This is a genomic window from Streptosporangium sp. NPDC020072, assembly GCF_040631445.1.
Classification (GTDB): domain Bacteria; phylum Actinomycetota; class Actinomycetes; order Streptosporangiales; family Streptosporangiaceae; genus Streptosporangium.
This window is the reverse complement of sequence record NZ_JBEYAB010000021.1, coordinates 98,796-122,938: the sequence shown is the minus strand read 5'-3', so window position 1 is coordinate 122,938 and position 24,143 is coordinate 98,796. Positions and strand designations below refer to the sequence as shown.

24 protein-coding genes are annotated in these 24,143 nt (G+C 71.1%); 15 read left to right on the top strand and 9 right to left on the bottom strand.

Features of this window, described 5'->3' with window-relative positions; all coding sequences use genetic code 11:
• The first annotated feature begins 55 nt into the window (after positions 1–55).
• The 4 genes from ABZ470_RS38050 to ABZ470_RS38035 are packed head-to-tail and all read left to right on the top strand — an operon-like array spanning position 56 to position 4,156.
• Positions 56–1,171 carry an aminotransferase class I/II-fold pyridoxal phosphate-dependent enzyme gene (locus ABZ470_RS38050; protein ID WP_362917655.1) on the top strand — a complete coding sequence of 372 codons (1,116 nt, stop codon included), beginning with the start codon at positions 56–58 and terminating at the stop codon, positions 1,169–1,171.
• Positions 1,168–2,229 (top strand): cupin domain-containing protein, encoded by a 1,062-nt coding sequence (locus ABZ470_RS38045; protein ID WP_352014241.1) that lies wholly within the window; start codon positions 1,168–1,170, stop codon positions 2,227–2,229. The genes ABZ470_RS38050 and ABZ470_RS38045 overlap by 4 nt, the downstream gene beginning before the upstream one ends.
• Positions 2,226–3,746 (top strand): hypothetical protein, encoded by a 1,521-nt coding sequence (locus tag ABZ470_RS38040; protein WP_362917652.1) that lies wholly within the window; start codon positions 2,226–2,228, stop codon positions 3,744–3,746. Before ABZ470_RS38045 ends, ABZ470_RS38040 begins: the two co-directional genes overlap by 4 nt.
• Positions 3,743–4,156 (top strand): nuclear transport factor 2 family protein, encoded by a 414-nt coding sequence (locus ABZ470_RS38035; protein WP_352014243.1) that lies wholly within the window; start codon positions 3,743–3,745, stop codon positions 4,154–4,156. The genes ABZ470_RS38040 and ABZ470_RS38035 overlap by 4 nt, the downstream gene beginning before the upstream one ends.
• Positions 4,157–4,252: 96 nt before the next feature.
• On the opposite strand, the gene ABZ470_RS38030 is transcribed toward ABZ470_RS38035, so the two are convergent.
• Positions 4,253–5,626 carry a hypothetical protein gene (locus ABZ470_RS38030; protein ID WP_362779319.1) on the bottom strand — a complete coding sequence of 458 codons (1,374 nt, stop codon included), beginning with the start codon at positions 5,624–5,626 and terminating at the stop codon, positions 4,253–4,255.
• A 232-nt stretch (positions 5,627–5,858) separates the two neighbouring features.
• On the opposite strand from ABZ470_RS38030, the gene ABZ470_RS38025 reads away from it, so the two are divergent.
• Complete coding sequence (locus ABZ470_RS38025) at positions 5,859–6,491, top strand: helix-turn-helix domain-containing protein (RefSeq protein ID WP_362917650.1); 633 nt, start codon at positions 5,859–5,861, stop codon at positions 6,489–6,491.
• Between the two features lie 7 nt (positions 6,492–6,498).
• On the opposite strand, the gene ABZ470_RS38020 is transcribed toward ABZ470_RS38025, so the two are convergent.
• From ABZ470_RS38020 to ABZ470_RS38010, 3 genes are read right to left on the bottom strand one after another with little or no spacing between them, the layout of a single operon-like run.
• Entirely contained in the window at positions 6,499–7,215 is a 717-nt protein-coding gene (locus ABZ470_RS38020) for a DUF981 family protein (RefSeq protein WP_352014246.1), read from the bottom strand.
• Positions 7,216–7,260: 45 nt separating this feature from the next.
• Positions 7,261–7,704, bottom strand: a complete 444-nt coding sequence (locus tag ABZ470_RS38015; protein ID WP_362917648.1) for a MarR family transcriptional regulator — start codon at positions 7,702–7,704, stop codon at positions 7,261–7,263.
• The gene (locus ABZ470_RS38010) at positions 7,701–8,600 is read right to left on the bottom strand and encodes a LysR family transcriptional regulator (RefSeq protein WP_362917646.1); all 900 of its coding nucleotides are present in this window, start codon (positions 8,598–8,600) and stop codon (positions 7,701–7,703) included. The genes ABZ470_RS38015 and ABZ470_RS38010 overlap by 4 nt, the downstream gene beginning before the upstream one ends.
• A gap of 95 nt (positions 8,601–8,695) precedes the next feature.
• On the opposite strand from ABZ470_RS38010, the gene ABZ470_RS38005 reads away from it, so the two are divergent.
• A complete protein-coding gene (locus tag ABZ470_RS38005) occupies positions 8,696–10,039 on the top strand; it encodes an MFS transporter (protein WP_362917644.1) in 1,344 nt (447 codons plus the stop codon).
• Here the strand turns inward: ABZ470_RS38005 and ABZ470_RS38000 are convergent.
• The gene (locus ABZ470_RS38000; protein WP_362917642.1) at positions 10,016–10,378 is read right to left on the bottom strand and encodes a VOC family protein; all 363 of its coding nucleotides are present in this window, start codon (positions 10,376–10,378) and stop codon (positions 10,016–10,018) included. The two genes, ABZ470_RS38005 and ABZ470_RS38000, sit on opposite strands and share 24 nt — an antisense overlap.
• A 141-nt stretch (positions 10,379–10,519) precedes the next feature.
• Here ABZ470_RS38000 and ABZ470_RS37995 point away from each other — a divergent pair, with 141 nt between their 5' ends.
• From ABZ470_RS37995 to fahA, 3 genes are read left to right on the top strand one after another with little or no spacing between them, the layout of a single operon-like run.
• On the top strand, positions 10,520–11,689 hold the full coding sequence (locus ABZ470_RS37995) for a homogentisate 1,2-dioxygenase (protein ID WP_352014251.1): 1,170 nt from the start codon (positions 10,520–10,522) through the stop codon (positions 11,687–11,689).
• Positions 11,686–12,438, top strand: coding sequence for a hypothetical protein (locus tag ABZ470_RS37990; protein ID WP_352014252.1), 753 nt, complete (start codon positions 11,686–11,688; stop codon positions 12,436–12,438). The genes ABZ470_RS37995 and ABZ470_RS37990 overlap by 4 nt, the downstream gene beginning before the upstream one ends.
• Positions 12,438–13,574, top strand: a complete 1,137-nt coding sequence (gene fahA / locus ABZ470_RS37985) for a fumarylacetoacetase (RefSeq protein WP_362917640.1) — start codon at positions 12,438–12,440, stop codon at positions 13,572–13,574. The genes ABZ470_RS37990 and fahA overlap by 1 nt, the downstream gene beginning before the upstream one ends.
• Before the next feature lie 86 nt (positions 13,575–13,660).
• On the opposite strand, the gene ABZ470_RS37980 is transcribed toward fahA, so the two are convergent.
• Both ABZ470_RS37980 and ABZ470_RS37975 read right to left on the bottom strand, forming a co-directional pair.
• On the bottom strand, positions 13,661–13,969 hold the full coding sequence (locus tag ABZ470_RS37980) for a hypothetical protein (protein ID WP_352014254.1): 309 nt from the start codon (positions 13,967–13,969) through the stop codon (positions 13,661–13,663).
• 109 nt (positions 13,970–14,078) lie between these two features.
• Positions 14,079–15,695 (bottom strand): ATP-binding cassette domain-containing protein, encoded by a 1,617-nt coding sequence (locus ABZ470_RS37975; protein WP_362917638.1) that lies wholly within the window; start codon positions 15,693–15,695, stop codon positions 14,079–14,081.
• Positions 15,696–15,778: 83 nt separating this feature from the next.
• Between ABZ470_RS37975 and ABZ470_RS37970 the strand changes: the two genes are divergently transcribed.
• From ABZ470_RS37970 to ABZ470_RS37945, 6 genes are all read left to right on the top strand, one after another.
• Positions 15,779–16,501: a TetR/AcrR family transcriptional regulator C-terminal domain-containing protein gene (locus tag ABZ470_RS37970; RefSeq protein WP_362917636.1), complete on the top strand. Its 723-nt coding sequence runs from the start codon at positions 15,779–15,781 to the stop codon at positions 16,499–16,501.
• An 83-nt stretch (positions 16,502–16,584) separates the two neighbouring features.
• Entirely contained in the window at positions 16,585–17,019 is a 435-nt protein-coding gene (locus ABZ470_RS37965; protein WP_352014258.1) for an NfeD family protein, read from the top strand.
• Positions 17,020–17,196: 177 nt separating this feature from the next.
• Positions 17,197–18,276, top strand: coding sequence for an SPFH domain-containing protein (locus tag ABZ470_RS37960; protein WP_352014259.1), 1,080 nt, complete (start codon positions 17,197–17,199; stop codon positions 18,274–18,276).
• A 152-nt stretch (positions 18,277–18,428) separates the two neighbouring features.
• The gene (gene tdh / locus ABZ470_RS37955; protein WP_352014260.1) at positions 18,429–19,457 is read left to right on the top strand and encodes an L-threonine 3-dehydrogenase; all 1,029 of its coding nucleotides are present in this window, start codon (positions 18,429–18,431) and stop codon (positions 19,455–19,457) included.
• Complete coding sequence (locus ABZ470_RS37950; protein WP_352014261.1) at positions 19,457–20,629, top strand: glycine C-acetyltransferase; 1,173 nt, start codon at positions 19,457–19,459, stop codon at positions 20,627–20,629. The genes tdh and ABZ470_RS37950 overlap by 1 nt, the downstream gene beginning before the upstream one ends.
• 153 nt (positions 20,630–20,782) lie before the next feature.
• Positions 20,783–21,436: a phosphatase PAP2 family protein gene (locus ABZ470_RS37945; RefSeq protein WP_362917634.1), complete on the top strand. Its 654-nt coding sequence runs from the start codon at positions 20,783–20,785 to the stop codon at positions 21,434–21,436.
• Positions 21,437–21,550: 114 nt separating this feature from the next.
• Here ABZ470_RS37945 and ABZ470_RS37940 read toward each other — a convergent pair whose 3' ends face one another.
• Positions 21,551–22,207, bottom strand: coding sequence for a response regulator transcription factor (locus ABZ470_RS37940; RefSeq protein WP_352014263.1), 657 nt, complete (start codon positions 22,205–22,207; stop codon positions 21,551–21,553).
• 198 nt (positions 22,208–22,405) lie between these two features.
• Entirely contained in the window at positions 22,406–24,142 is a 1,737-nt protein-coding gene (locus ABZ470_RS37935) for a histidine kinase (RefSeq protein WP_362917632.1), read from the bottom strand.
• Position 24,143: the final 1 nt, after the last annotated feature.

Here is a 24,143-nt window from a genome sequence, read left to right as displayed (position 1 = left end):
TCTCCGCAGGAGGTGAGACATGGCCGGAGGTCTCGCACGTGAAGTGATCCGGTCGATGCGACCGACGTTCCCCACGGCGCCCCGCCGGGAACGCCACGACCTGGTCAATCTGAGAGACAACGAGAATCCCTTCGGCGGACCGCACCGCCACTATCCCGACAACGGGAACGACGACCTGGTCGCCGCCTACACCCGCGCGCTCGACGTCGTCGAGCCCGTGCCCGACGGCCTCACCCGCCCCAGGTGGCGGTGGGGGCCGGAAAGCGTCCTGATCACACGAGGCGCGGCCGACGGCCTCGACCTGGTCTTCAGGACGTTCTTCGAACCCGCCTCGGACGCGGTCGCCGTGACCCCGCCCAGTTTCGCGCTCTTCGACGAACTGGCCACGGTCTACCGGATCGCCCGCCTGCCCGTCCCGTTACGGGGAGAGCGGCTCGACCGGCTCGACGTCGAGCGGCTCGCCTCACTCCCGGTCAAGGGCGTCATCCTGTGCGACCCGGGCAACCCGACCGGCACCTGCCTGGACCGGCGGGACGTCCTGGCGCTCCTTGGGTCCTTCCACGGCCTGGTCGTGATCGACGAGGCCTACGTCGAGTGCTCGGGGCGTGTGTCGTACCGGCACCTGATCCCCGAGCACCCCAACCTCGTGGTCGTGCGGTCGATGTCCAAGGCGCTCGGCCTCGCGGCTCTGCGTCTCGGCGCCGTGTTCGCCCATCCCGACCTGCTCACGGCGCTGCGCAAGACGCGGCTGCCGTACGCCCTGCCGGGACCGGTGGCGGCGCGGGCCGTCGCCGAGCTGTCACGGCCGACGCGGCTGCGCGAACGGATCGCGGCGTTCACCGGGGAGCGCGACCGGCTGGCGGTCGGGCTCGCCGGATGCCCGGGAGTCGGGCGCGTCTTCGCCGAGGCGGGCTTCGTCACGGTCGAGGGGGAACACGCCCTCGCCGACGAACTCTGGCGAGCCGGCTTCGACACGCTGCCCGAGCCGATGGGCTGGCCTGGGCACGTGCGCGTCTCCGTGGGACGGCCCATGGACAACACCCGGCTGCTCGCCGTACTCAAGGGGACCGCCGGTACGGCGCAGGAGCCCTCGGTCGGTGTGAGGAAAACGACGTTCCGCATGGCACGCGGCGGGATCGCCGCGATCCGGGGGAGAGGACTCCAGGCATGAGCACCGAGACGACCACGGCGCTGTCCGTGACGACCGTCGCCCGTCACGACATCCGCGCCATTACCTCGGTCAGGATCGACGGCGACATCCACCAGCTCGGCCAGCAACGCGACTTCCGCCGCAACGACGCCCTGGCCGCTTTCCTGCCCGAGGCGGGCAGACCGTCCTTCGCCTGGGTACGGCTGCGCGACGGGGAGAGCCTGGCCGTGCACCGGCATCCGACCAAGTCCATGATCCTGGTCTGCAGCGGCTCGGTGCTGCTGCTCGGCTCCGACGAACGCGAACTGTCCGAGGGGGACGTCGTGTGTGTGCCTCCGGAGAGCGACCACGGTTTCCGCACCCGTCCCGGTGAGGAGTTCCACGGTCTGTCCGTGCAGTTCGAGGGGGCCGGTCTCTACGAGGACGGGCACACGCCGAGAGCGAGCTTCGGCGGCTCCGGGGAGGCGCTGGCCGAGCTCGAACGCCTGAACGAGACGCTGCTCCTGCGCCACCGGGGCAACGCGCTGTTCACCCTGTTCGACAGCGGCAGGCTGACCAGGGAACCGGTGCTTCGGGCGCGTTTCCTGGCCGCTCTCTACGTGTGGGCGACCTACTTCCAGCGGATGCTCCACGCCCGCCAGGCCACCTGCTCCGAGGAGCGTCTGCGCGCGGAGTACGGCGAGCATCTGCGCGAGGAGCTCGGTCACGACCGCCTGCTGCTCGAACAGTACGACGCGGGCACCGACGTCTACGACCCGATCCTCGAAGCGGCGGGAAGCTGGTTCGTCGCCCAGATGTACCAGATGGACGAGGCCCAGCGGATCGTGCTCGTGCACATGGTCGTCGAGTCGAGCGGCCACCTGTTCGGTCTCACCACCTCGGAGATCTTCCAGGAGGAGGGCGGCTACTTCGCCCTGCACGCCCAGGCGGACGACGACCACAGGAACGTCGGCAGGGCCCACCTGACGGCCCTGCCCCCCTCGGCCTTTCCCGCGCTCGCCGAGACCTGCAGGCGGGCGTGGGACCAGATGGACCTGGTCCACGAGCGCATCGCCGCCTGGACCCTGAAGGACGGATGATGATAGCCGCGACCGGGGGGCGTGTTCCCGCCCCCCACACCGGTACGGCCTCGCCGTACGTCTCCTGCGCCCCGCCCGGCGCCCGACATCCGGTGACCGTGATGTCCGAACGGATCGTGGACGTCTTCGCCGACCTGGGCTACCGGGTCGCCGACGGGCCCGAGGTGGAGGCCGAGTGGTTCGCCTTCGACGCCCTCAACATGGACAAGGGCCACTTCGCCCGCGACCGGGACCACACCTTCTACGTCGCCGACCCGTCGGACAACGGACGCGGCTGTGGCCTGGTGCTGCGGGGACACACCTCCCCGGTGCAGATCAGGCGCATGCTCTCCTCCCCTCCGCCGATCCGGATGATCTGCACCGGGCGTGTCTTCCGCCCCGACCCGCCCGACGCCACCCACAGCCCGGTCTTCACCCAGGTCGAGGGGCTGGTCGTGGACCGCGGCCTGACCATGGCCGACCTGGCGGGCACGCTCGACCACTTCGCGTCGGCGGTGTTCGGCCACGGCGTGGTGACCAGGCTGCGGCCCCACTGGTTCGCCTACACCGAGCCGTCCGCCGAGATCGACGTGGTGTGCGCCGTCTGCCGCGGCGTTCCCGAACGGGCGTGCCGTACCTGCTCGGGAGCGGGATGGGTCGAGTGGGGCGGCTGCGGGATGGTCCACCCCAGGGTGCTGGCGACCTGCGGTGTCGACCCGGCCGAGTACGGCGGATTCGCCTTCGGCGTGGGTGTGGAGCGCACGTTGATGCTCAAACACGGCCTCGACGACATCCGCGCCCTCGGTGAGACGCCGCTGCCCGAGGAGCCGCCCGGTCCGCCCCGCCCCGGAACCGTCAGGCGGGCGGCCGGGAGGGCGCTGGCCTCGGCCGGATACGTCGAGACCGTGACCTCCCCCTTCGTCGGAACCGCCACCTGGGACGCCCTCGGCCTGGCCGCCGACGACCCGCGCAGACGCACCCTCACGCTCGTCAACCCGCTCGACGCCGGCGAACCCGAGCTGCGCACCACGCTGCTGCCCGGCCTGCTGGGCGCGTTGCGCCGGGACGTCGCACGCGGCCGGACGAACCTCGGCCTGTTCGAGCAGGGCACGGTCTTCACCTCCCCGGTCCTCATGGCTCGGGCGCCCCGCGTGCCCACCGGGGCGCGGCCCGGCGAGGCCGACCTGCGGGCGCTGCGGGACCTCGTCCCCGCGCAGCCGTACCACCTGGCGGCCGCGCTGGCGGGAGAACCCCGCTGGGCTGAGCTGGTCGACGCGGCCCGCACGGTCGCGGGCGCCTCAGGAGACGGCCTGCGGCTGACCACCCGGGAGGGAGGTCCTCCGCCGTGGCTGCCCGGACGCTGTGTCGCGCTGCTCGCGGGTCCCACCGTGCTCGGCCACGCCGGGCAGCTGAGTCCCGACACGGTCGGCGCCATGGACCTGCCGCCGGGAACCAGCGCCATGGAGCTCGACCTCGACATCCTCGAACGCCTCACGACCCCGAACAGCGACGATCTCAGAGAAGGTGAAAGACCGTGACCCCGGAAGAACTCGCTCACGCCTACCTTGACGGGCTCGAACGCGGCGACCTCGACGCCGTGCTCGGCCTGTACCAGGAGGGAGGGATCGTCCACTCCCCCCTGTACGGCCCCATGCCCGCGGCGGAGTTCTACCCCGCGCTGTTCGCCGACACGGGCCGCGCCAAACTGCTGCTGCTCGGCACGACGCAGGGCAGGACCGTCACCGGAGCCCCGCTGGTGACCATCTGGTTCCGCTTCGACTGGACCCTGCCCTCGGGGCAACCGGCGAACTTCGAGTGCGTCGACGTCCTCGAACTGGCCGACGACGGGCGCGTCACGGCGCTGCACATCATCTACGACACGGTGACGGCCAGACCCGCCTTCGAGGCGGAGAAGGGCGTGGGCAGCTCCTGGCGCCCGGTCTTCTGACCGGCCCCAGGGCGCTCCTCCGTTCGGTGGAAACACGAAACCCCAGTCCCACGGTTCGGGTCGTGGGCTGGGGTTTCCGCGTTCGGCCTGGGAGGGTCAGGCGATCGTCAGGTAGACCTGGCTGAAGGTTTCGGCGATCTTCTTGAGGTCGGTCGCCGTGTCCACCTCGGGGGTCGCCGGGGTGTAGACGGCGGCCATGCGACGCTGGATCGGGGCGAGCTTCTTCAACTCGTCCCAGGCGGTCAGCCGGGTGACGGTGCCCTTGGCGTCCTGGACCCGGGTCCAGACGTTCACCTGCTGGGCGGAGCCGTCCAGGACGGGCTTGGAGACCCTGGCCGCGATCTGCTCCGCGGTGACCTGGCCGACCAGGCCGGTCTCCTCGGCGGCGACCTGGCCCAGGGCGTCCCAGGCGCGGGCGCGGACCTGGATCCACTGGTTGGCCTGGGCCTGCTCCGGGGTGATCTTCCAGGCGGTGTAGCCGCCGTAGGTCAGGCCGTTGTCGAGGGAGAGCTGGTCGACCCGGCCGGAGATCAGGTGCGACTCGACCCGCTCGGGGGCCAGCAGCGGGTAGCGCTTGCGCATCTCGGTCTTGCAGGCCTCGTCACCGCCGCAGGCCAGCTCGGGGACGACCGTGTGGACGCCGAGACGCTTGCCCGGCGCGGCCTGGCGCAGCGCGGCGGAGGCGGCCGTGACGAAGGCCAGCACCTCGTCGTCGGTCTTGAAGGTCGAGTTGTAGCCGAGCTGGGAGCTGAACCGGATTCCGGCGACCTCGGGGCGGGCGGCCAGGGCGGCGACCCGCTTGACGGCGGCGGAGAAGTTCTGCGCCCCCGCCTTCCAGTCGTCGGCCAGCTCGGTGTCGATCCAGACGCGCAGGCCGGTGCCCTTGGCGGTGGTGATCACCTGGCCGACGGGACCCTGCGCGGCGGCGGTGACCTCCTGCGGGGTCGGGACCGTGGCGGCCGCCTGCTGGGCGGTCTGGGCCGTGGCGTTCTGGGCGGTGTTCGCCTGGCCGGTGGGCTTGAGGCCGCTGCTCTGCTCGGGCGCGCTCTGCGTGCCGTCGCCGCCCTCCTGGTAGCCGCCGACCGCGCACTCCTGGCCCGCCTCGCACTCGGGCGCGCCGTCGGCGTCCGCGCCCTCGGGGAGCGGGGTGTTCTCGTCGCCCACGGTGCCGTCGCCCTCAAGCTGAGGACAGGAGCTTCCCGGGGCCGAGCAGTCGATGAACTGGCCGTCGGTGGCGGTGGCGGACTTGAGGTTGGCGTTGTCGTTCGCGCTCCAGAACTTCACGATGTCGTATGCCTCGTCCGGCTTGGCCAGCCAGCGGCACACGATGAAGGCGGGGGCGTCGTCACCCATCAGATCGTTACAGCTGCGATCGTCGTCCTGTGAGAAGGCCGCCGCAGCCGGCGCCAGCGCTCCGATGACCGCGACGGCCGCGCCGACGGCAAGAGTCCGTCGCAGGTTGATTCGCATGTCCCGAACTCCCGGTGATCCAGTCAAAACGATCGTTTCGCACCCTATACAGATCTCCGATCCCTCAACAGGCTTAGTCAGGAAATAGCCAGAAACCCGCCATATCCCAGTCAGCTCAGCTTGGCCATACCGAAATGCCATACCGACGGTCCCGTACGGCGGAGGCCGCGCGGACATCACATTGGGACACCACGGATAATCGGGGCATGTTCCCAGCCCTGTGGACGCCCTGATGGCCGCGGAGTCCTCGCAGACCCTTGAGCGCGGTCTGCGCCTGCTGCGCCTGCTCTCCGACGGCAGGCCCGGCCGGACCCCGACCGAACTGGCCGCGGAGCTGGGGCTGAGCCGCCCGGCGGTCTACCGCCTGCTCACCACCCTGCAGAACGAGGGGTTCGTCAGGCGGGACGGTGAGGGCCGTCTCCATCTGGGCTTCGGCGTCCTCGTCCTGGCCAGGGCCGTACAGCCGTTGCTGCGTGAGGGCGCCCTGCCCGCCCTGCGGCGGCTCGCCGAGGAGGTCGGGGCGACCGCGCACCTCACGGTCGCCGAGGGGGAGGACGGGCTGGCCGTCGCGGTCGTCGAACCGTCGTGGACGGACATGCACGTCGCCTACCGCGAGGGGTCGCGTCACCCGCTGTCCAAGGGGGCCGCAGGACTGGCCGTGCTCGCCCTGCGCGAAGGCCGTACGGGCCATGTGGTCACCGAGGGGCACCTCCAGGAGGGGGCCAGGGGTATCGCGGCGCCCGTGCCCGGATTGCCGTGGCTTGAGGCGTCGGTCGGCGTGGTCTCCTTCACCCCGCTGGACCCCGAGGTCGTCGGCCCCCGGGTGGCCGCCTCGGCCGTCGAACTGTCCCGGGCCCTGGCCTGACCCCGGCCTACATGGTGTTGACGATCAGGCCGATGTGGGTGAAGTAGTTCAGCGCCCCGAACAGGGTGAAGGCGATTCCGGCCACCCCCCAGCACACCCCGACGACGGTCGTGAGCCCTCCCCCTTTGGCCCGCAGCGCCAGCGGGAAGAGCACCGCGCCCAGGCCGACCAGGACGTAGAGGCCGGAGATGAACGTCGCCTCAAGCAACGGCATGTCGGCGAAGGCCCCGGAGATGGGCTCCTGGGGCGGGGCGGCGAACAGGGTGTAGGTCCATCCGGCCGCCGCGATGCCGAAGCACCCGAGCCCCATGCCCGCGACGAACAGGGAGACGGGGCCCGCCGTGCGGGCGAGCAGGGCGGGGCGGTCCAGCGCGGCGGCCAGCAGCACGCCCTTGCGCCACAGGTAGAAGGCCGCGAACAACAGCAGCGCCCCGAAGGCCAGTGCGGGCTCCCCGAAGACGATGTTGTCGAAGGGGAAGCCCTGCCCGGCGAGCGGCCAGGTGAGCGTCATGTGCAGGCCGGTCGTCGTGAGGATCAGGCCGAGCACCCCGAAGGCCAGCGCCCAGCCCTCGAAGTGGTCGTTGATCCTGCCGCGCAGCACCTTGTGCCCGAGTGCGACCACCAGGACCAGCCCCACACCCGCCGCGACCGCCATGATCGTGTTGTAGGTGGGCATCCTGGCCCAGTCGATCTTCAGTCCAGGGGCCGCCCCCGCTATCCACATAAGGAACCATTTCCCTATGTAGTCACACCAAAACGGTCAGTAATCTCACGAGGTGCTGTGGACCGTGTAGAGCCGGGCGACCATCTCGTTGAGCAGCTCGCGTTCGGCCGGGTCGAGGGGCGAGAGGAAGTCGGCCTCCACCTCGGTCATCCGCGTCACGGCCTCCTCGACGGCCTGTCTGCCCTCCTCGGTCAGCAGGACGAGCTGTTTGCGCCGGTCGGCCGCGCTGCGGGCCCGCCGGGCGTAGCCGAGCCGCTCCAGCTTGTCGATTACCGCGACCATCGTCGTGCGGTCGAGGCCGGACAGTCCGCACAGGTCACGCTGCGACGCCTCCCGGTCGCCGGCGAGGCTCATCACCCGCAGTTCCTTGCCCGTTATCCCCCACCGCCGCAGTTCGTCCTCGACCCGGTCGCGGACGAGACCGCCCAGGCGCAGGAGCAGGTAACCGGTCGCCGAGGAGATCCGCCGCTCCGCGCTCCACGTGCTCACCCGCCCAACCTACGGCCTGGGTCCGCCACGGCGTACAGGACCTCGCGCAGGCCGGGGACGTCCTCCCGGTCGGCGCGCCAGACGAGCCGCAGCGCCAGCGGGGTGGTTTCGACGGCGAGCCGTACGAGGGTGCCCTCGTCGAGCTGGGCGGAGACCGCGAAGTCGGGCAGCAGGGTGACGCCGAGACCGCGTTCGGCCCAGGCGCGCATGACGGAGACCCCGCCCGCCCTGACCCGGCGCATGTCCTGCCCGAACAGGCGCTCCCCGGCCAGCCAGAACGAGCAGGCGGGCACGTTGACCAGCAGGTCCTGGCCGCGCAGGTCCCCTCTGGTCACCTCTCGCCTCCCGGAGAGCGGGTGCCCCGGGGCTGCGACGAGCACGAGCCGTACGGTCTCCAGGTCGAGGAAGTCGAGCGGCGCCGACGGCAGGCCGAAGCCGAGCCCGCCGAGCCCCTCCCCCGCGTCCAGCAGCAGCGCCGCGTCCAGGTCGCCCTCGGCGACGTCGGCCAGCAGCCGGTCCCTGGCGGCGTCGGAGCTCACCTCGACCCGCAGTTCGGGGCGCCGCACGGCCAGCCGGGTGAGGATCGCGGGCACATGGGTCGCGGCGATGGTCTCCAGCGCGCCCAGACGCAGCTCCCGCCCGCCTCCGGCGACGTCGAGTCTGGCCTGTTCGGCCTGGTCGAGGAGTCGCCGCGCCCACGACCGCATGCGCTCACCGGCCGGGGTCAGGCCCATCCCCCTGGGTCCGCGTTCGAACAGCGCCACTCCCAGGGACCTCTCCAGCACGCGGATCTGCGCCGAGACGGAGGAGGGCGCGTTGCCGAGCGCGTTGGCGGCGTCGGTGACGGTCCCGTGCCTGGCGACCGCCTCGAAGACCTGTAACTGGCGAAGCTCCATGTCCGGCGAACCCCCGGCGAGCGTTCGGATATTCCGAACGGAGCCTGCGTTCTCTCCGGTGGAGCCGTACGGCCCGGCCCACGACAGTGACCCGCATGACCATCGGTTCCACCAGGCGTTCCCTGGCGTTGTTCGGCATCTCCCTCGGCTACTTCACGGTCCTGCTCGACATGACCGTGCTCTCGGTGGCCGAACCTGATCTGGCACGCTCGCTCGGCGGCTCGGTCGCGGGCCTGCAGTGGGCCGTGTCCGGCTACACCGTCGTGTTCGGCGCCCTGTTGCTGTCCGCGGGGGCGATCAGCGACAGGTTCGGCGCGCACCGGGTCTTCCGGGCGGGCGTCGCCTTCTTCGGGGTCGGCTCGCTGCTGAGCGCGCTGTCACCCGACCTGTGGACGCTGGTGGCGGCGCGGGCGCTGCTCGGCGCCGCGGCGGCGGCCTGCGTGCCCGCCTCCATGGCGATGATCAGCACGCTCTACCCGGTTCCCGCAGAACGCGCCAGGGCACTGTCGGTGTGGGCGGCCGTCAGCGGGGCCGCGCTTGCCGCCGGGCCGATCGCCGGAGGGCTGCTGGTCGGCCTGTCCGGCTGGCGGGCCGTGTTCCTGATCAACGTCCCGCTGGCGGCGGCCGTACTGGCGCTGACGGCGGGGCGCGCGGTGCGCTGTCCGCGCGGCGACCGCGGGATCGGCTGGCCCGCCCAGCTCGCGGTCTGCGTGGCCCTCGGGTTGGGCACCGACGCGCTCATCGCGCTCGGCTCGGGCGAGCCGGTCCACGCGCTGGGGTCCGGTGCCGCCGCCGTCGCCGCCGGGGTCGCCTTCGCGGCGCTTGAGAGGCGCGGCACCGAGCCGGTCCTGGCGCCCGCCGTACTGCGGGCTCCCGGTATGACGCCCGCGCTGCTGGCCGGTGCTGCGGTCAACTTCACGATGGCCGGGGTGTTGTTCGTGCTGCCGCTGCTCTTCCAGCGGACCCTGGAGCTGTCCCCGCTCGAAACCGGGGTGGCCTTCCTGCCGATGACGCTGCCGTTCGCCGTCAACCCGCTGGTCACCGGCAGGATCGTCGCCAGGTCGGGGCCGCGCGGGCCGGTGACCGCAGGACTGGCCCTGCTGACCGCGGGCGGTGTGATCTTCGCGGTCGCGGTCACGACCGGGTCGGCCTACCCGCTCCTGGTCGCCGGTCTGCTCTGCACCGGTTTCGGGGTCTCCTTCGCGCTGCCCGCGCTGGTCACCACGGTCGTCGCGGCGGCCCCCACCGGTATGGCAGGCACCGCGGGCGGCCTGCTCAACGCGGCCAGGCAGGTCGGCGCCACCCTCGGTGTCGCCGTGATGGGCGCCCTGCTCACCCCGGCCCCCGCCGGCACGGCCCGCGCCCTCCTGGTGCCCGCCCTGCTCTGCGCGGTCGCCGCGCTCACCCTCGGGCGTTCACGGACGCCCGTCCTCAGGTGAGAGGAACTCCAGGCGGTTGCCGTGCGGGTCGGCGCTGTGGAAGCGGCGCATCCCCGGGAAGTCGTCGGCGAAGTCGACCGGGTAACCGGCCTCGCCCAGGCGCCGGGCCCAGTGGTCGAGGTCCTCGACCATGAGGCCGGGGTGCGCCTTGCGGGCCGGGCGGAAGTCGGCCTCGACACCCAGGTGGAGTTCGATGCCGTGTCCCCTGAACCAGCATCCGCCACGGGCCGCGAGAAGGGGAGGCTTGGGGATCTCGGTCAGGCCGAGCACCCCCTCGTAGAAGTCGCGGGACAGTTGCTCGCTCCCGGGAGGACAGGCGAGCTGCACGTGGTGAATCATCACAACCCCCTAAGTATCTCGATATCAAGATACTTCACCTCGACACGGGAGTCCATGTTTGACATCGGCTCACTCGTTGACGGAAGGTTGTACGTATAAAGGACAACAATGTCCGATAAACGGACGAGCTTGGAGAAGCGGATGCCGTACTACCGCGTCGTGGGTGAGATTCCCCGCAAGCGACACGTGCAGTTCCGGCGGCCCGACGGCGGGCTGTACGCCGAGGAGCTGATGGGTGAGGAGGGCTTCTCCAGCGACTCCTCACTTCTCTACCACCGGTACCTGCCCACGGCGATCATCAAGGCGGAGGCGGTCGAGGCCTCCCCCTCCGCCACGCTCACCCCCAACCTTCCGCTCTCCCCCAGGCACTTCCGCACCCAGGACCTCCCGACCGGCGGTGACCTGGTCTCCGGGCGCGGCCTGCTGGCGGGCAACGCCGACGTCCGCATGTCGTACGCCGCGACCGAGGCCCCCAGCGAGCTGTACCGCAACTCCATGGGCGACGAGTGCGTCTACATCGCCTCGGGACGGGTCACGTTCGAGTCCACCTACGGCGCGCTCGAAGCCGGGGAGGGCGACTACGTCGTCGTGCCGACCGGGACGATCCACCGCTGGGTCCCCCAGGGTCGCGTCACGGCCTTCGTCATCGAGGCCGCCGGGCACATCAGGCCGCCCAAGCGCTACCTGTCGAAGTACGGCCAGTTCCTCGAACACGCCCCCTACTCCGAGCGCGACCTGCGCACCCCGCAGGAGCCGATGCTCGCCGAGGGCGAGGAGGTCCCGGTGCTGGTCCGCACGCGTGGCGGGCTGACCCGGCTCGTCTACCGCAACCACCCCTTCGACGTGGTCGGCTGGGACGGCTGCCTGTACCCCTACGCCTTCAACATCAGCGACTTCGAACCCGTCGTGAAGCGCACCCACGCCCCGCCGCCGGTGCACCAGACCTTCGAGGGACCGAACTTCGTGGTCTGCTCGTTCTGCCCCCGGCCCCTCGACTTCCACCCCGAGGCCATCCCGATCCCCTACAACCACCACAACGTGGACTCCGACGAGCTGATGTTCTACGCGGGCGGCGACTACACCGCGCGCAAGGGCTCGGGCATCGACGTCGGCTCGATCTCGCTGCACCCCGCCGGGTTCACCCACGGCCCCCAGCCCGGCGCCGTCGAGGCCTCCGTCGAGGCCGTACGGCAGGGCCACACGCAGACGAGCGAACTGGCCGTGATGGTGGACACCTTCCGGCCCCTCGACCTCGGCTCGACCGGCCTGTCCGTCGAGGACCCCGCCTACGCCTGGACGTGGGCCCGGTGACGCTCTTCGACGCCCTGGTCGACGACGCCGGGCTCTTCCCGCCGACCGCGCTGCCCATGGCCAGGGCCCTGGCCAGGCACCGGGCGGACCTCGCGGCGGGCAGCCCGGTGCTGACCCACCGTTTCCTGTGCGCGGCCAGCCGGATCGGCGAGCTGCGCGAGCACCTGGACCACCCGATCAGGCTCGGTCTCGTCCTGGACACCCCCGACCTGCCGCCGCTCGACGGTCTCGACGTCGAGCTGGTCGAGGTCCCCGGGAGGGTCGTGGACCTCGGTGACCTCAAGGCCCGGCTGTTCGTCGAGGTCACCCCGGCCCAGCTGCCCTTCGACCCGCCACAGGGGGTGGGGCTCAAGGTCAGGTGCGGCGGGACGGTCGCCACCGCCTTCCCCTCCGCCCAGGATCTGGGCGCGTTCATCTCCCACTGCGTCGAACGCGGCATCCCGTTCAAGGCCACGGCCGGACTGCACAACGCGGTGCGCCACTTCGACCCGGCGCTCGGCGTCGACCGGCACGGCTTCCTCAACCTGGTCCTGGCGGTCTGCGCCGCCGTCGACGGCCGTGACCCGGCCGCCGTGCTGGGCTCGACGGACGTGGGCGAGCTGGTACGGCTGGCCCGCGAGGTCTCCGAGGACGTCGCGACCCGCGCCAGGCAGCTGCTGGTCTCCTACGGTTCGTGCAGCACGAGCACGCCGATCGAGGACCTGCGAGCCTTGGGGCTCATCGAGAACGCAGTAGAGGAGAACGTGTGATGTCCTGGGGTGTCGAACACCTGCCCTACGGGGTCTTCTCCCGGCACGAGGGGGAGACCCCGCGCGTCGGAGTGCGCTACGGCGAGCACGTCGTGGATCTCGCCGGAGTCCTGCACGACGAGGTGTTCGCCACCGGCTCGCTCAACGCCTTCATGGCCAGGGGCTCGGCCGCGTGGCGGGACACCAGGACGGTGCTCCAGAACAAGCTGCGCACCGACCCCGGCGCCGTCGAGGCGCACCTGGTCCCGCTCGACCAGGTCAGACTGCACCTGCCGTTCGAGGTGGCCGACTACGTCGACTTCTACTGCTCCCTCGAACACGCCTCCAACCTGGGCCGGATGTTCCGGCCGAACGAGGAGCCGCTGAAGCCGAACTGGCGCCACCTGCCCGTCGGCTACCACGGCAGGGCGGGAACCGTCGTCGTCTCCGGCACCCCGGTCGTCAGGCCGTCGGGACAGCGTGGCGCGGGGGTGTTCGGGCCGTCGGCGAAGCTGGACATCGAGGCGGAGCTGGGGTTCGTCGTCGGCACGCCGACCGCCCTCGGCGAGCGGTCGGGCCGGTTCGCCGACCACGTCTTCGGGGTGACGCTGGTCAACGACTGGAGCGCCAGGGACATCCAGGCCTGGGAGTACGTCCCGCTCGGCCCCTTCCTCGGCAAGTCCTTCGCCACCTCGATCTCCCCGTGGATCACGCCGCTGGACGCGCTGTCGGAGGCGCGGACCCCCGGTGTCGCGCAGGATCCCGAGCCGCTTGACTACCTGCGCAGGGACGAGCCGTGGGGGCTGGACCTGACGCTGGAGGTCGCGCTGAACGGGGAGGTCGTCTCGCGACCGCCGTACCGGGGGATGTACTGGACGCCCGACCAGATGCTCGCCCACATGACGGTCAACGGCGCGAGCCTGCGCACCGGCGACCTGTACGCCAGCGGCACGGTCTCCGGCGCCGACCCCGACCAGCGGGGATCGCTGATCGAGCTGACCTGGAACGGCACGGAACCGCTCAAGCTGCCCGACGGCTCGTCGAAGACCTTCCTTGAGGACGGCGACACGGTCACGATCACCGCGACGGCCCCCGGCCCCGGCGGCACCGTGATCACCCTCGGCGAGGTCTCCGGCACCGTCCTGCCCGCCCGCTGAGTCACTCCTGGTTCGAGGGACGGGTCAGCGGATCCGTCCCTCGAACCACACCGGCTCCGACGAGCACGGCACGGGCATCAGCCGGGTCAGTGTACGAACTTCACGCTCTCGAACCGGGTGTCCGTCGAGCTTCCCGGGGAGAGTTCCTTGATGACCCTGCCGTGGCAGCTGTTTCCCTCGTACAGCAGCGCGTCACGGTTGGTCTTGTTGGTGGCCCCGGCGGAGTAACCGACGCCGTAGCAGAGGTTGTCCTTCGGCGTGAGCAAGGAGTTCGGGAGTCCGGCGGAGGTGTACTCGAAGGTTCCGGACGCGGCGGAGGCCAGGCCCGGGGTGGCCAGGACGAGTGCGGCACAGGCGGCAAGAGCGCCCAGAGTAGTGGACATTGCACGTCGCAAGCTGATCACTCCTTGTTGTTGACTGGCCACAAAGAGTAATTGAAGGGGGGTCGAGAAACCAGGAGCCTCCACTTCCGGAGGCCCGGCCGAGCCGTCCGAGGGGCCGGGTTCAGCGGACCCGTCCCTCGTCCCACACCGGCTCCGCCGACTCGCGGACCCGCCCGTCCGCGCCGAAGACCAGGTAGCGGTCGAAGTCGTCGGCGAACCAGCGGTCGTGGGTGACGGCCAGCACGGTCCCGTCGAAGGCGTCGAGCCCCTCCTGGAGCGCCTCGGCACTGGCCAGGTCGAGGTTGTCGGTCGGCTCGTCGAGCAGCAGCAGGGTCGCCCCCGACAGTTCGAGCAGCAGGATCTGCAGCCTGGCCTGCTGCCCGCCGGAGAGCGTCTCGAACGGCCTGGCACCCGCCGGGGCCAGTTCATAGCGGGCGAGGGCGGCCATGGCCTCGTTCAGGGTCAGCGCGTGCCCGGTGGTGATCAGTTCCGCGGGCGTACGGCCGTAGAGGTCGGGACGGACGTCGGTCTGGGTGAAATGCCCGGGAACGACCCGCGCCCCCAGCCGCACCGTCCCCGTGTGGCGCACGGAGGGGGTCGCCCCGTCCGCCGCCTGGGCCAGGAGCCTGAGGAAGTGGGACTTGCCCGAGCCGTTCGAACCCAGGACGGCCACGCGCTCGCCGTACCAGATCTCGGCGTCGAAGGACCGCATCAGGCCGGTCAGTTCGAGGTTCTCGCACAGGACCGCCCGTTTGCCGGTGCGTCCGCCCCGCAGTCTCATCCGGATGTTCTGCGCCCTGGGCGCCGCCTCCGGTGGCCCCGCCTCCTCGAACCTGACGAGCCGCGTGCGGGCGGCCCGGTAGGCGGAGGCGAGCGCGTCGTTGGCGGTCGCGCCCTGCCGCAGGGTGTGCACGGTGTGCCTGAGCCTGGTGTGCTCCTCGTCCCAGCGGCGGCGCAGTTCGTCGAGCCGCTCGACCCGGGCGGAACGCCCCTGGGCGTAGGTGGCGAACCCGCCGCCGTGCACCCAGACCCGGCGCGACTCGACGGTGACGACCCGGTCGGTGACGGTGGCCAGCAGCCGCCGGTCGTGCGAGACGAGCAGGACGGTCTTGGCGGTCTCCAGCAGGCGCCGTTCCAGCCACTGCTTGGCCGGAACGTCCAGGTAGTTGTCCGGCTCGTCGAGCAGCAGGACCTGGTCGGGACCGCGCAGCAGCGCCTCAAGGACGAGCCTTTTCTGCTCGCCGCCCGACAGGGTGTTCACCGGCCGGTCGCGAAGCTCCTCGTACGGCACGCCGACGGCCTCCGTCGCGCAGGCGTCCCAGACGACCTCCATGTCGTAGCCACCCGCGTCGCCGTAGTCGGCGAGCGCCTGCGCGTAGCCGAGTTGGGCGGGCTCGTCGTCCCGCGCGGCCAGTACGGCCTCGGCGTCCCGCAGGGTGGCGACGGCCGTACGGATCGGGTCGGGGGCGACGGACAGCAGGAGGTCGCCCACCGTCCTGTCGTCCCCGACCCCACCGATGAACTGTCGCATCACCCCCAGGCCACCCGAGTGGACCACCCGCCCGGAGTCGGGCCGCAGGTCACCGGCGACCAGCTTCAACAGCGTGGTCTTCCCCGCTCCGTTGGGGCCGACGAGCCCGGCCTTGACGCCCTCACCGACCCGGAAGGACACCTCGTCGAGCAACACCCGCCCATCCGGCAACCGGTACCCGACCCGCTCAACCTCGACATGCCCCACGGCCCCTCCCCTCCCCACTGGACCAACGATCGAGCTACTGGACCGTTGATCCGGTGGTCGATCACCATACTAGACTTGGTCGTGTGGACGACGAAGAGGTGAGGGCATCCCGTACGGCTCGGCAGGGGGCCGGGGAGGTGTGGTTCCGGCCGTCGCGGGCCAGGAGGGAGGCTCCTCCGCTCAGCAGGGAGCGCATCGTGGCCGAGGCGGTCGCGCTGCTGGACGAGGAGGGGGCGGAGCGGCTGACCATGCGGCGGCTCGCCGAGCGCCTCGGCACCGGCTCGACCACGCTGTACTGGCACGTCAAGACCAAGGACGACGTGCTCGACCTCGCCCTCGACGCGATCTTCGGCGACGTCGGGCTGCCCTCGGGCGGCGGGGCGGACCGGTGGCGCGCGGACGTCACGGCCCTGATCGGCGGGTGGCGTGCCGCGCTGCTACGCCATCCCTGGTCGGCGGCCCTGCTCGGCCGCCCCCTCATGGGGCCGAACGTCCTGGACCGCGCCGAGTTCCTGCACGCCACACTGGTCGCCGCGGGCTTCACCGAACCCCACCTGTCCGCCGCGGCGTACGGCCTGTCCAACTACGTCATCGGCTCGGCGCTGATGCAGGCCACCTGGCTCGCGCGGGACGAGAGGGCGGCGCGGGAGGCGGCCGAGGAGCACCTGCGGACGCGTCGTGAGCGTTACCCCACCCTCGCCGAGTACGGCCCGCCGATCGGCAAGGACTGGGACACGGCCTTCACCATCGGACTTGACTTTCTGCTCGACGGCATCGAGATGCGGCGAAACACCCCCGCAGAATGACTACCGGGTTTCAAATATCGGCATACCGTAGGGAAGGGAACCTCCTGGACATCCGAGCCGTTCATTATTAAGGAGGGCCGGAGATGGATTACTGGGTCATCTGGTTGATTCTCGCGGTGGCGCTCGGCGTCGCTGAGATCTTCACGCTGACCACCGCCCTCGGGCTGCTCGGCGGCGCCGCGCTGATCACCTCCGTCACCGCCGCCCTCGGCCTGCCGCTTCCCCTTCAGTTCCTGGTGTTCGCGGTCACCACGGTGGCGGGAATGGTCGTGGTACGGCCCATCGCCAGACGCCACCTCAAACCGCCGCCCGCCGACAGGCGGTTCGGCGTCCAGGCCCTGGTCGGCAAGTCCGCCTACGCCCTGAGCGAGGTGACCGGCAGGGACGGCCGGGTCAGGATCGGCGGCGAGGAATGGTCCGCCAGAGCGTACGACGAGACGCTGGTGATCCCGGCGGGAGCCGTCGTCGACGTCATCGAGATCGAAGGCGCCACAGCGCTCGTCTATCCCCGGGATTGACATCCTCCCCGCCACGAAGCGGGAGACTCCACGAAAAGGAGGTCACATTGAGGTTCACGGTTCTCAGGCCCGCCCGACGGCGAGCCTCCCCGCGCGACAACGGCATGCCCTGCCGTTCCAGCCTCCCTTCCCGCCCCGAAGGACGAGACCTCCAACTCGTAGACGACAGGTGACCACATGGACCCGCTGCTGATCGCCGGACTGCTCGTCGTGCTGTTCGCCGTGTTCACGGTGTTGCGCGCGGTGCGCATCGTCCCCCAGTCCCGGGCACGCAACGTGGAGCGGCTCGGCCGCTACCAGACCACGCTCAAGCCCGGCCTGAACTTCGTGATCCCCTACATCGACCGCGTCTACCCGATGATCGACCTGCGTGAGCAGGTGGTCTCCTTCCGCCCGCAGCCGGTGATCACCGAGGACAACCTCGTCGTCGAGATCGACACGGTGCTGTACTTCCAGGTGACCGACCCGAGGGCGGCCGCCTACGAGATCGCCGACTACATCCAGGCCGTCGAGCAGCTCACGGTCACCACCCTGCGCAACGTCGTCGGCTCACTCGACCTGGAGATGACGCTCACCTCCCGCGACACGATCAACAGCCAGTTGCGCGGCGTGCTGGACGAGGCGACCGGCAAGTGGGGCATCCGGGTGAACCGGGTCGAGATCAAGGCGATCGACCCGCCCAAGACCATCAAGGAGGCGATGGAGAAGCAGATGCGCGCCGAACGGGACAAGCGCGCCGCGATCCTCACCGCCGAGGGACAGCGCCAGTCCCAGATCCTCACCGCCGAGGGTGACAAGCAGAGCGCGATCCTGCGCGCCGAGGGTGAGCGCAGCGCCGCGATCCTCAAGGCCCAGGGCCAGTCCCAGGCGATCGACGAGGTCTTCCAGGCCGTCCACCGCAACGACCCCGACCCCAAGCTGCTGGCCTACCAGTACCTCCAGGTGCTGCCCGAGCTGGCCAAGGGCCAGGGCAACACGTTCTGGGTGATTCCCAGCGAGGTCACCTCCGCGCTCCAGGGTGTGTCGAAGGCCTTCACCGAGTCGCTGCCCCGGTCGAGCGCGACCAGGGAGACCCCCGCGATCGACGAGGCCGCCAAGGAGGCGACCGAGAGGGAGACCGCCCAGGCCGAGCAGGCCGCCGCGGAGGCGGTCGCCGAGGCCGCGGAGAGCGACATCGGCCCCCGCCAGATCGGCCCCGGCGCGCCTGCGATGCCCGACCCCCTGGAGACGAGGAACCGGGACAGAGCCGAACGCTAGATCCCTGGAAGATCCCCTCGGCCGCGGAGGAAAAGCCCAGCTCGGCACAAGCATGAAGCAATGCTGTGGGACGGGTTAAGAAAACCGCGATGGACACCTCAAGAACCGGCCCGGCACAGTGCGTAGGGTCGGAAGCTGAGGGGGGATCTTCTATGAAAGCGCTGGTCAAGGAGAGGGCGGAGCCCGGACTTCGGCTGGCCGATGTGCCCGAGCCGGTCATGGGCGCGGGTGAGGTGCTGATCAGGGTGCTGCGCACCGGCATCTGCGGCACCGACCTGCACATCCGTGATTTCGACGCCTGGGCAAGGCACACCCTGCGGCCCCCGCTGATCGTCGGGCACGAGTTCTGCGGCGAGGTCGTCGAGGTGGCGCCCGGCGTCGAGGACGTCGCGGTCGGCGACCTGGTCAGCGGGGAGGGGCACCTGGTCTGCGGCAAGTGCCGCAACTGCATGGCCGGGCGGCGGCACCTGTGCCGCAACACGGTCGGCCTCGGGGTCAACCGTGACGGCGCCTTCGCCGAGTACCTGACGCTTCCCGCGTCCAACGTCTGGGTGCACAGGACCCCGGTCGACCCGGATGTGGCGGCGATCTTCGATCCGTTCGGCAACGCCGTACACACCGCGTTGACCTTCCCGATGGTCGGCGAGGACGTGCTGATCACCGGGGCCGGGCCGATCGGGCTGATGGCCGCCGCGGTCGCCACGCACATCGGGGCCCGCAACGTGGTCGTCACCGACGTCAGCCCCGAACGGCTGGAGCTGGCGGGCAAGCTGGGGGTGAACCTGGCGCTGAACGTGGCGGAACGTTCCATCGCGGACGGCATGCACGAACTGGGCCTGCGCGAGGGCTTCGACGTCGGCCTGGAGATGTCCGGGAACCCGAGGGCGCTCCGTGACATGATCGCCAACATGACGCACGGCGGCAGGATCGCCATGCTCGGCCTGCCCGCCGAGGAGTTCGCGGTCGACTTCTCGACCGTCGTCACCTCGATGCTCACCATCAAGGGCATCTACGGCAGAGAGATGTACGAGACGTGGTACTCCATGTCGGTTCTCCTGGAGAAGGGGCTTGACCTGTCCCCCGTCATCACCGACCGCTTCTCCCACCGCGACTTCGACGCGGCCTTCGACACCGCGGCGAGTGGCAAGACCGGAAAAGTCATCATGGATTGGACCGCCTGATGTTCGACAACGTCCGCGCCGACCTGCGTGACACCCTCGACGAGATCGCCGCCGCCGGGCTGCTCAAGCCCGAGCGGGTCATCACCACCCCCCAGCGGGCGGACATCGCCGTCGCCGGAGGCGGCGAGGTGCTGAACTTCTGCGCCAACAACTACCTCGGCCTGGCCGACCACCCCGAAGTGGTCAACGCGGCCAGGGAGGCACTCGACCGCTGGGGCTTCGGCATGGCCTCGGTACGTTTCATCTGCGGCACCCAGGAGGTGCACAAGCAGCTTGAGGCACGGCTGGCCGACTTCCTCGGCCAGGAGGACACGGTCCTGTACAGCTCCTGTTTCGACGCCAACGGCGGGGTCTTCGAGACGCTGCTCGACGAACGGGACGCGGTGATCTCCGACGCGCTCAACCACGCGAGCATCATCGACGGCATCCGATTGAGCAAGGCCCGCCGCCTGCGCTACGCCAACCGTGACATGGCCGACCTCGAAGCCAGGCTCAAGGAGGCCTCGGACGCCCGGCGCAGGCTGGTCGTCACCGACGGTGTGTTCTCCATGGACGGCTACGTCGCGCCGCTGCGTGAGATCTGCGAGCTGGCCGAGCGGTACGAGGCCATGGTGATGGTCGACGACTCGCACGCGGTCGGCTTCGTCGGCGCCGGCGGCCGGGGCACCCCCGAGCTGCACGGCGTCATGGACCGCGTGGACATCATCACCGGCACCCTCGGCAAGGCGCTCGGCGGCGCCAGCGGCGGCTACGTCTCGGCGCGCAGGGAGATCTGCGAGCTGCTGCGCCAGCGGTCCCGCCCCTACCTGTTCTCCAACTCGCTCGCCCCGGCCATCGCCGCCGCCTCGTTGCGCGTCCTCGACCTGATCAGCACCTCCGACGACGCCCGGGTACGGCTGCGCGCCAACACCGAGCGGTTCCGTACCCGGATGACCGAGGCCGGGTTCGACCTGCTACCCGGCGACCACCCCATCGTCCCAGTGATGATCGGCGACGCGGCCGAGGCGGGCGCCATGGCCGAGCGGCTACTCGAACAGGGCGTCTACGTGATCGGCTTCTCCTACCCCGTCGTACCGCACGGCAAGGCCCGCATCCGGGTCCAGTTGTCCGCGGCCCACTCGCTCGACGACGTGGACCGTGCCGTGGAGGCGTTCGTCGCGGCCAGGAGGTGACCTCTCCCGGCCCTGACGGTTGACCGACGGTTGCCGCAAGTTCCTGACGGTTGACGAAAGTCAACGCACACCGGCGACGATCGGCGGCTGTGTGCCATATCCCCTGATTCCTACCTTCGTAAGGTCGTTGACCAGGGGATATGCGGAGGGGCCATGGATGACGGACTGTATCGGGACGTCGTGGAACTCGCGGCGAGAACGCCGGAGTGGTTTCGGGGGCTGGCGGAGACGGGCACCGACGGGATGCTCGTGGTGTTCGCCGTGCTGTACCTGTGGGCGTGGTGGCGGGCCAGGAGAGGCTCCGCCGGGATGATGGCGCTGGCGTTGCTCGGCCCGGTGGGTACGGTGGCCGCCTACGTGGTCAGCGAGGTCGTCAAGGTGGTGCTGCGGGAGGATCGGCCGTGCCGGGCGCTGCGTGGGGTGTCCACGATCGTGCCGTGCCCGCCGTACGGGGACTGGTCCCTGCCGAGCAACCACGCGACGCTCGCGGCCGGAGCGGCGGCCGGGCTGGTGCTCGCCTGGCGGGCGCTGGCGCCGTACGTGGTGGTGCTGGCGCTGCTGGGCGGGGCGTCACGGGTTTTCGTCGGCGCGCACTATCCGCATGACGTGGTGGTGGGGCTGCTGCTCGGCGGGGTGCTGGCGCCGGTCGTGGTGCTCGCGCTCAGCGGTCCCGCGACCGCGCTGGTCGAACGGCTGCGCGGACTGGCGGCGCTGCGCCCGCTGCTGCTCGCCCCCGGCGGTCTCACACCTGAGGCTCACTCCGGCCCGGGTCGCGCTCACTCGCGGGCCGCCCGCCGTACCGGATGACCACACCCGAGGCCCACTTCCCGCTGGGGTCGCCATCACCCAGCCGGTGGTCACGCTTCCGGCCCGGGTCGCCCACACCCGGCCGGATGATCACGCTTCTGACCTGGGTCGCTCTCACTCGCGGCGCACCAGCCGGGCGTCGTGGGCGACGACCGCGGCCTGGACTCGGTTGCGCACGCCCAGGCGGCCCAGGATCGTGCTGGTGTAGGTCTTGACGCTGCCCTCGGCCAGGTGGAGACGGCGGGCGATCTCCGCGTTGGACAGCCCGGCGCCGATCAGCGCGAGCACCTCCCGTTCACGGTTGGTCAGCACCGCGACCCGGTCACGGGCCTGCGCCGTCCTGGACAGGTCGTCGCCGGTCAGCTCCCTGATGACCCGGGCCGCCACGCTGGGTGAGAGGTAGGCGCCGCCCCCGGCCACCGCCCGGACCCCGAGCAGGAACTCCCTCGGGTCTCCGGTCTTGAGCAGGAATCCGGTGGCGCCGTCGGCGAGGGCGCGGGAGACGTAGGAGTCCTTGCTGAACGTGGTCATGATCAGCACCGCCGTCGCGGGTGCCACGGCACGCAGTTCGGCGGTGGCGGCCAGGCCGTCCAGGCGCGGCATGCGGATGTCGACCAGCGCCACGTCCGGCCGGTGGGCACGCACCGCCTCGACCAGCTCCCGCCCGTCGGCGGCCTCGGCGACCACCTCGATCTCCGGATCGGCCGACAGGATCATCCGCACCCCGGCGCGGACCACCGCCTCGTCGTCGGCCAGCACCACTCGCACCACCGTCGTCCCCCTCTCACCCGGCCCTGCCGAACTCCCGTACGAGAACCCGTGGGCCTCTTCACCTCACATGACCCCGCGGAACCCTCACGCCGGCCCACGGATCTCACACGGCCCCGCGGAACCCCCGTTCGAGCCCACGAACATCACACGTGTCCCCGCAGGACCCTCACACGGCCCTGCGGAACCCTCGTGTGGCTTCTACGGGCTCCGGTTCGCGGGCAGGAAATCCTTGCTCACCAGGCGACCGCCCGCGAAACACAGCCGGAACAGCTCACGGTGCGAGGCGTCGAAGGGGTTGGCGTGGGTGCCGTAGTAACGGCAGTCCGCCCCCCGTGGCCTGGCCGGTTCGCCGGGCACCGGCCCGTCGATGCGGGAACGGCCGGGCAGCACCCGCGCCACGGCCGTCTGGTCCTGGCCGGGACGCAGTCGCTGGAAATCTTCGGGGACCAGCACCGAGGACGCGGCGTCGTAGATCATGAAGGCCACCACCACCAGGGTGACCACCGTGACGGCGGTGACGGCGGTGACGACCGCGGTGACGCGCGTGCGGCGTGCCCTGAGCCGTGCCCTGGCCAGATGGGTCGCCGAGACCGAGACCGGCCCCGGCTCGGCGATCTGTCCCGGTGCGTGGGGCAGGCGCGCGCTCAGCTCGAACCCCTCGCCGGGTTCCCCGGCCGGTTCGATGCCCGCTCCCTCTCCGGGCTCCCGGCCGGCCCCTCTCCCGAGCCCCGCGCCCCTTGCCGGCTCCCCGAACCTCCCGAACCCCTCGTTCTTCGGCCCCGCCCGCAGGGAGCCGCCGCACAGCCGGACCCGCTCCCTGAGCCCTTCGAGCCCGTGTCCACCGGACGCGCGGTCCTGGGGGCGGCGTGCCGGACCCGTGGTCACCGTGACCACGGTCTCCGTGGCCAGGTGCTCGACCGTCACGATGACCGGGGCACCGGGGGCGTGCTTGGCGGAGTTGGTCAGGCCCTCCTGCACCACCCGCCGCAACGCCCGCTCGGCCATGGCCGACGGGAGAGAGCCGCCGGAGAGAGAGCCGCCGGAGAGAGGGCCGCCTGAGGGAGGGCCGCCTGAGGGAGGGCCGTCCGGGCGGGAGCCGTTGGGCAAGGGGCCCTCACCCACGGTCCTCAGCTCGACCCGCATGCCCGCGGCCCGAGCCCGCTCGACCAGCTCGGGGACGCCCTCCTCCTGGGCGGTCCCGGTGTCGTGGTGCAGCATGTCCACGATCTCCTGCAGCCGCTCCGAGGCGGCCGTGACCGCCCTGCGCGCCTCGCCCGCCGCCAGCCGGTAGCGCTCGTCGAGGCCGGGAGCCACCTCAAGCCCACCGATCCGCAGCGCGACCAGCCCGAGTTCGTGCCCGAGCAGGTCGTGCATGTCACCGGCGATGCGGGTGCGCTCGCGGGCCCTGGCCTGCTCGGCGATGAGCCGCTGGGCGCGTTCGAGCTCCTCGGCCCGTTCCCAGCCCTCCCTCGCCAACAGTAGGTACTGCCTGCGGGCGCGTCCCGCCAGCCACGGCACGACCGCGCCCAGCACGGCGCCCGAGACCGCGACGAACCCGGCTCCCGCGTCGCTGACCAGCGGTGTCACCGTCCCCGCCAGGACCAGCAGCCCGCCGAGCGCGGCCACCGCCTGACCGGCCCTGTCCATCCGGACCCCGGCGAGGTAGGCGAACACCGCCATCGCCGCCAGCACCGTGAACGGGTTGCCGCGTGTCGCCTCGACCAGCCACAGCCCCGACCCCAGCAGCATCGCCGCCAGCGGCCGGGCACGGCCGAGCGCCACCCCGGCGCCGATCACCGCCAGGCAGGTGAACGCCCCCCACCACGCGAGGGGATGGGCCGTCCTTGAGGTGAACCCGGCCAGCAGCACCGGCACGGCCAACGACGCCCACAGCAGCACCGCCGTGAGCGTCTTTCCCCCTGTCCCCGTAGCCATC

Excerpts from the sequence above, each read along its gene's own strand:
- ABZ470_RS38030 (WP_362779319.1), bottom strand. The coding sequence starts at position 5,626 with ATGCGAATCAACCTGCGACGGACTCTTGCCGTCGGCGCGGCCGTCGCG.
- ABZ470_RS37995 (WP_352014251.1), top strand. The coding sequence starts at position 10,520 with ATGCCGTACTACCGCGTCGTGGGTGAGATTCCCCGCAAGCGACACGTG.
- fahA (WP_362917640.1), top strand. The coding sequence starts at position 12,438 with ATGTCCTGGGGTGTCGAACACCTGCCCTACGGGGTCTTCTCCCGGCAC.
- tdh (WP_352014260.1), top strand. The coding sequence starts at position 18,429 with ATGAAAGCGCTGGTCAAGGAGAGGGCGGAGCCCGGACTTCGGCTGGCC.
- ABZ470_RS37950 (WP_352014261.1), top strand. The coding sequence starts at position 19,457 with ATGTTCGACAACGTCCGCGCCGACCTGCGTGACACCCTCGACGAGATC.
- ABZ470_RS38010 (WP_362917646.1), bottom strand. The coding sequence starts at position 8,600 with ATGGAGCTTCGCCAGTTACAGGTCTTCGAGGCGGTCGCCAGGCACGGG.
- ABZ470_RS38020 (WP_352014246.1), bottom strand. The coding sequence starts at position 7,215 with ATGTGGATAGCGGGGGCGGCCCCTGGACTGAAGATCGACTGGGCCAGG.
- ABZ470_RS37935 (WP_362917632.1), bottom strand. The coding sequence starts at position 24,142 with ATGGCTACGGGGACAGGGGGAAAGACGCTCACGGCGGTGCTGCTGTGG.
- ABZ470_RS37960 (WP_352014259.1), top strand. The coding sequence starts at position 17,197 with ATGGACCCGCTGCTGATCGCCGGACTGCTCGTCGTGCTGTTCGCCGTG.
- ABZ470_RS38025 (WP_362917650.1), top strand. The coding sequence starts at position 5,859 with ATGGCCGCGGAGTCCTCGCAGACCCTTGAGCGCGGTCTGCGCCTGCTG.
- ABZ470_RS38040 (WP_362917652.1), top strand. The coding sequence starts at position 2,226 with ATGATGATAGCCGCGACCGGGGGGCGTGTTCCCGCCCCCCACACCGGT.
- ABZ470_RS38050 (WP_362917655.1), top strand. The coding sequence starts at position 56 with ATGCGACCGACGTTCCCCACGGCGCCCCGCCGGGAACGCCACGACCTG.
- ABZ470_RS37965 (WP_352014258.1), top strand. The coding sequence starts at position 16,585 with ATGGATTACTGGGTCATCTGGTTGATTCTCGCGGTGGCGCTCGGCGTC.
- ABZ470_RS38000 (WP_362917642.1), bottom strand. The coding sequence starts at position 10,378 with ATGATTCACCACGTGCAGCTCGCCTGTCCTCCCGGGAGCGAGCAACTG.
- ABZ470_RS37945 (WP_362917634.1), top strand. The coding sequence starts at position 20,783 with ATGGATGACGGACTGTATCGGGACGTCGTGGAACTCGCGGCGAGAACG.
- ABZ470_RS38045 (WP_352014241.1), top strand. The coding sequence starts at position 1,168 with ATGAGCACCGAGACGACCACGGCGCTGTCCGTGACGACCGTCGCCCGT.
- ABZ470_RS38005 (WP_362917644.1), top strand. The coding sequence starts at position 8,696 with ATGACCATCGGTTCCACCAGGCGTTCCCTGGCGTTGTTCGGCATCTCC.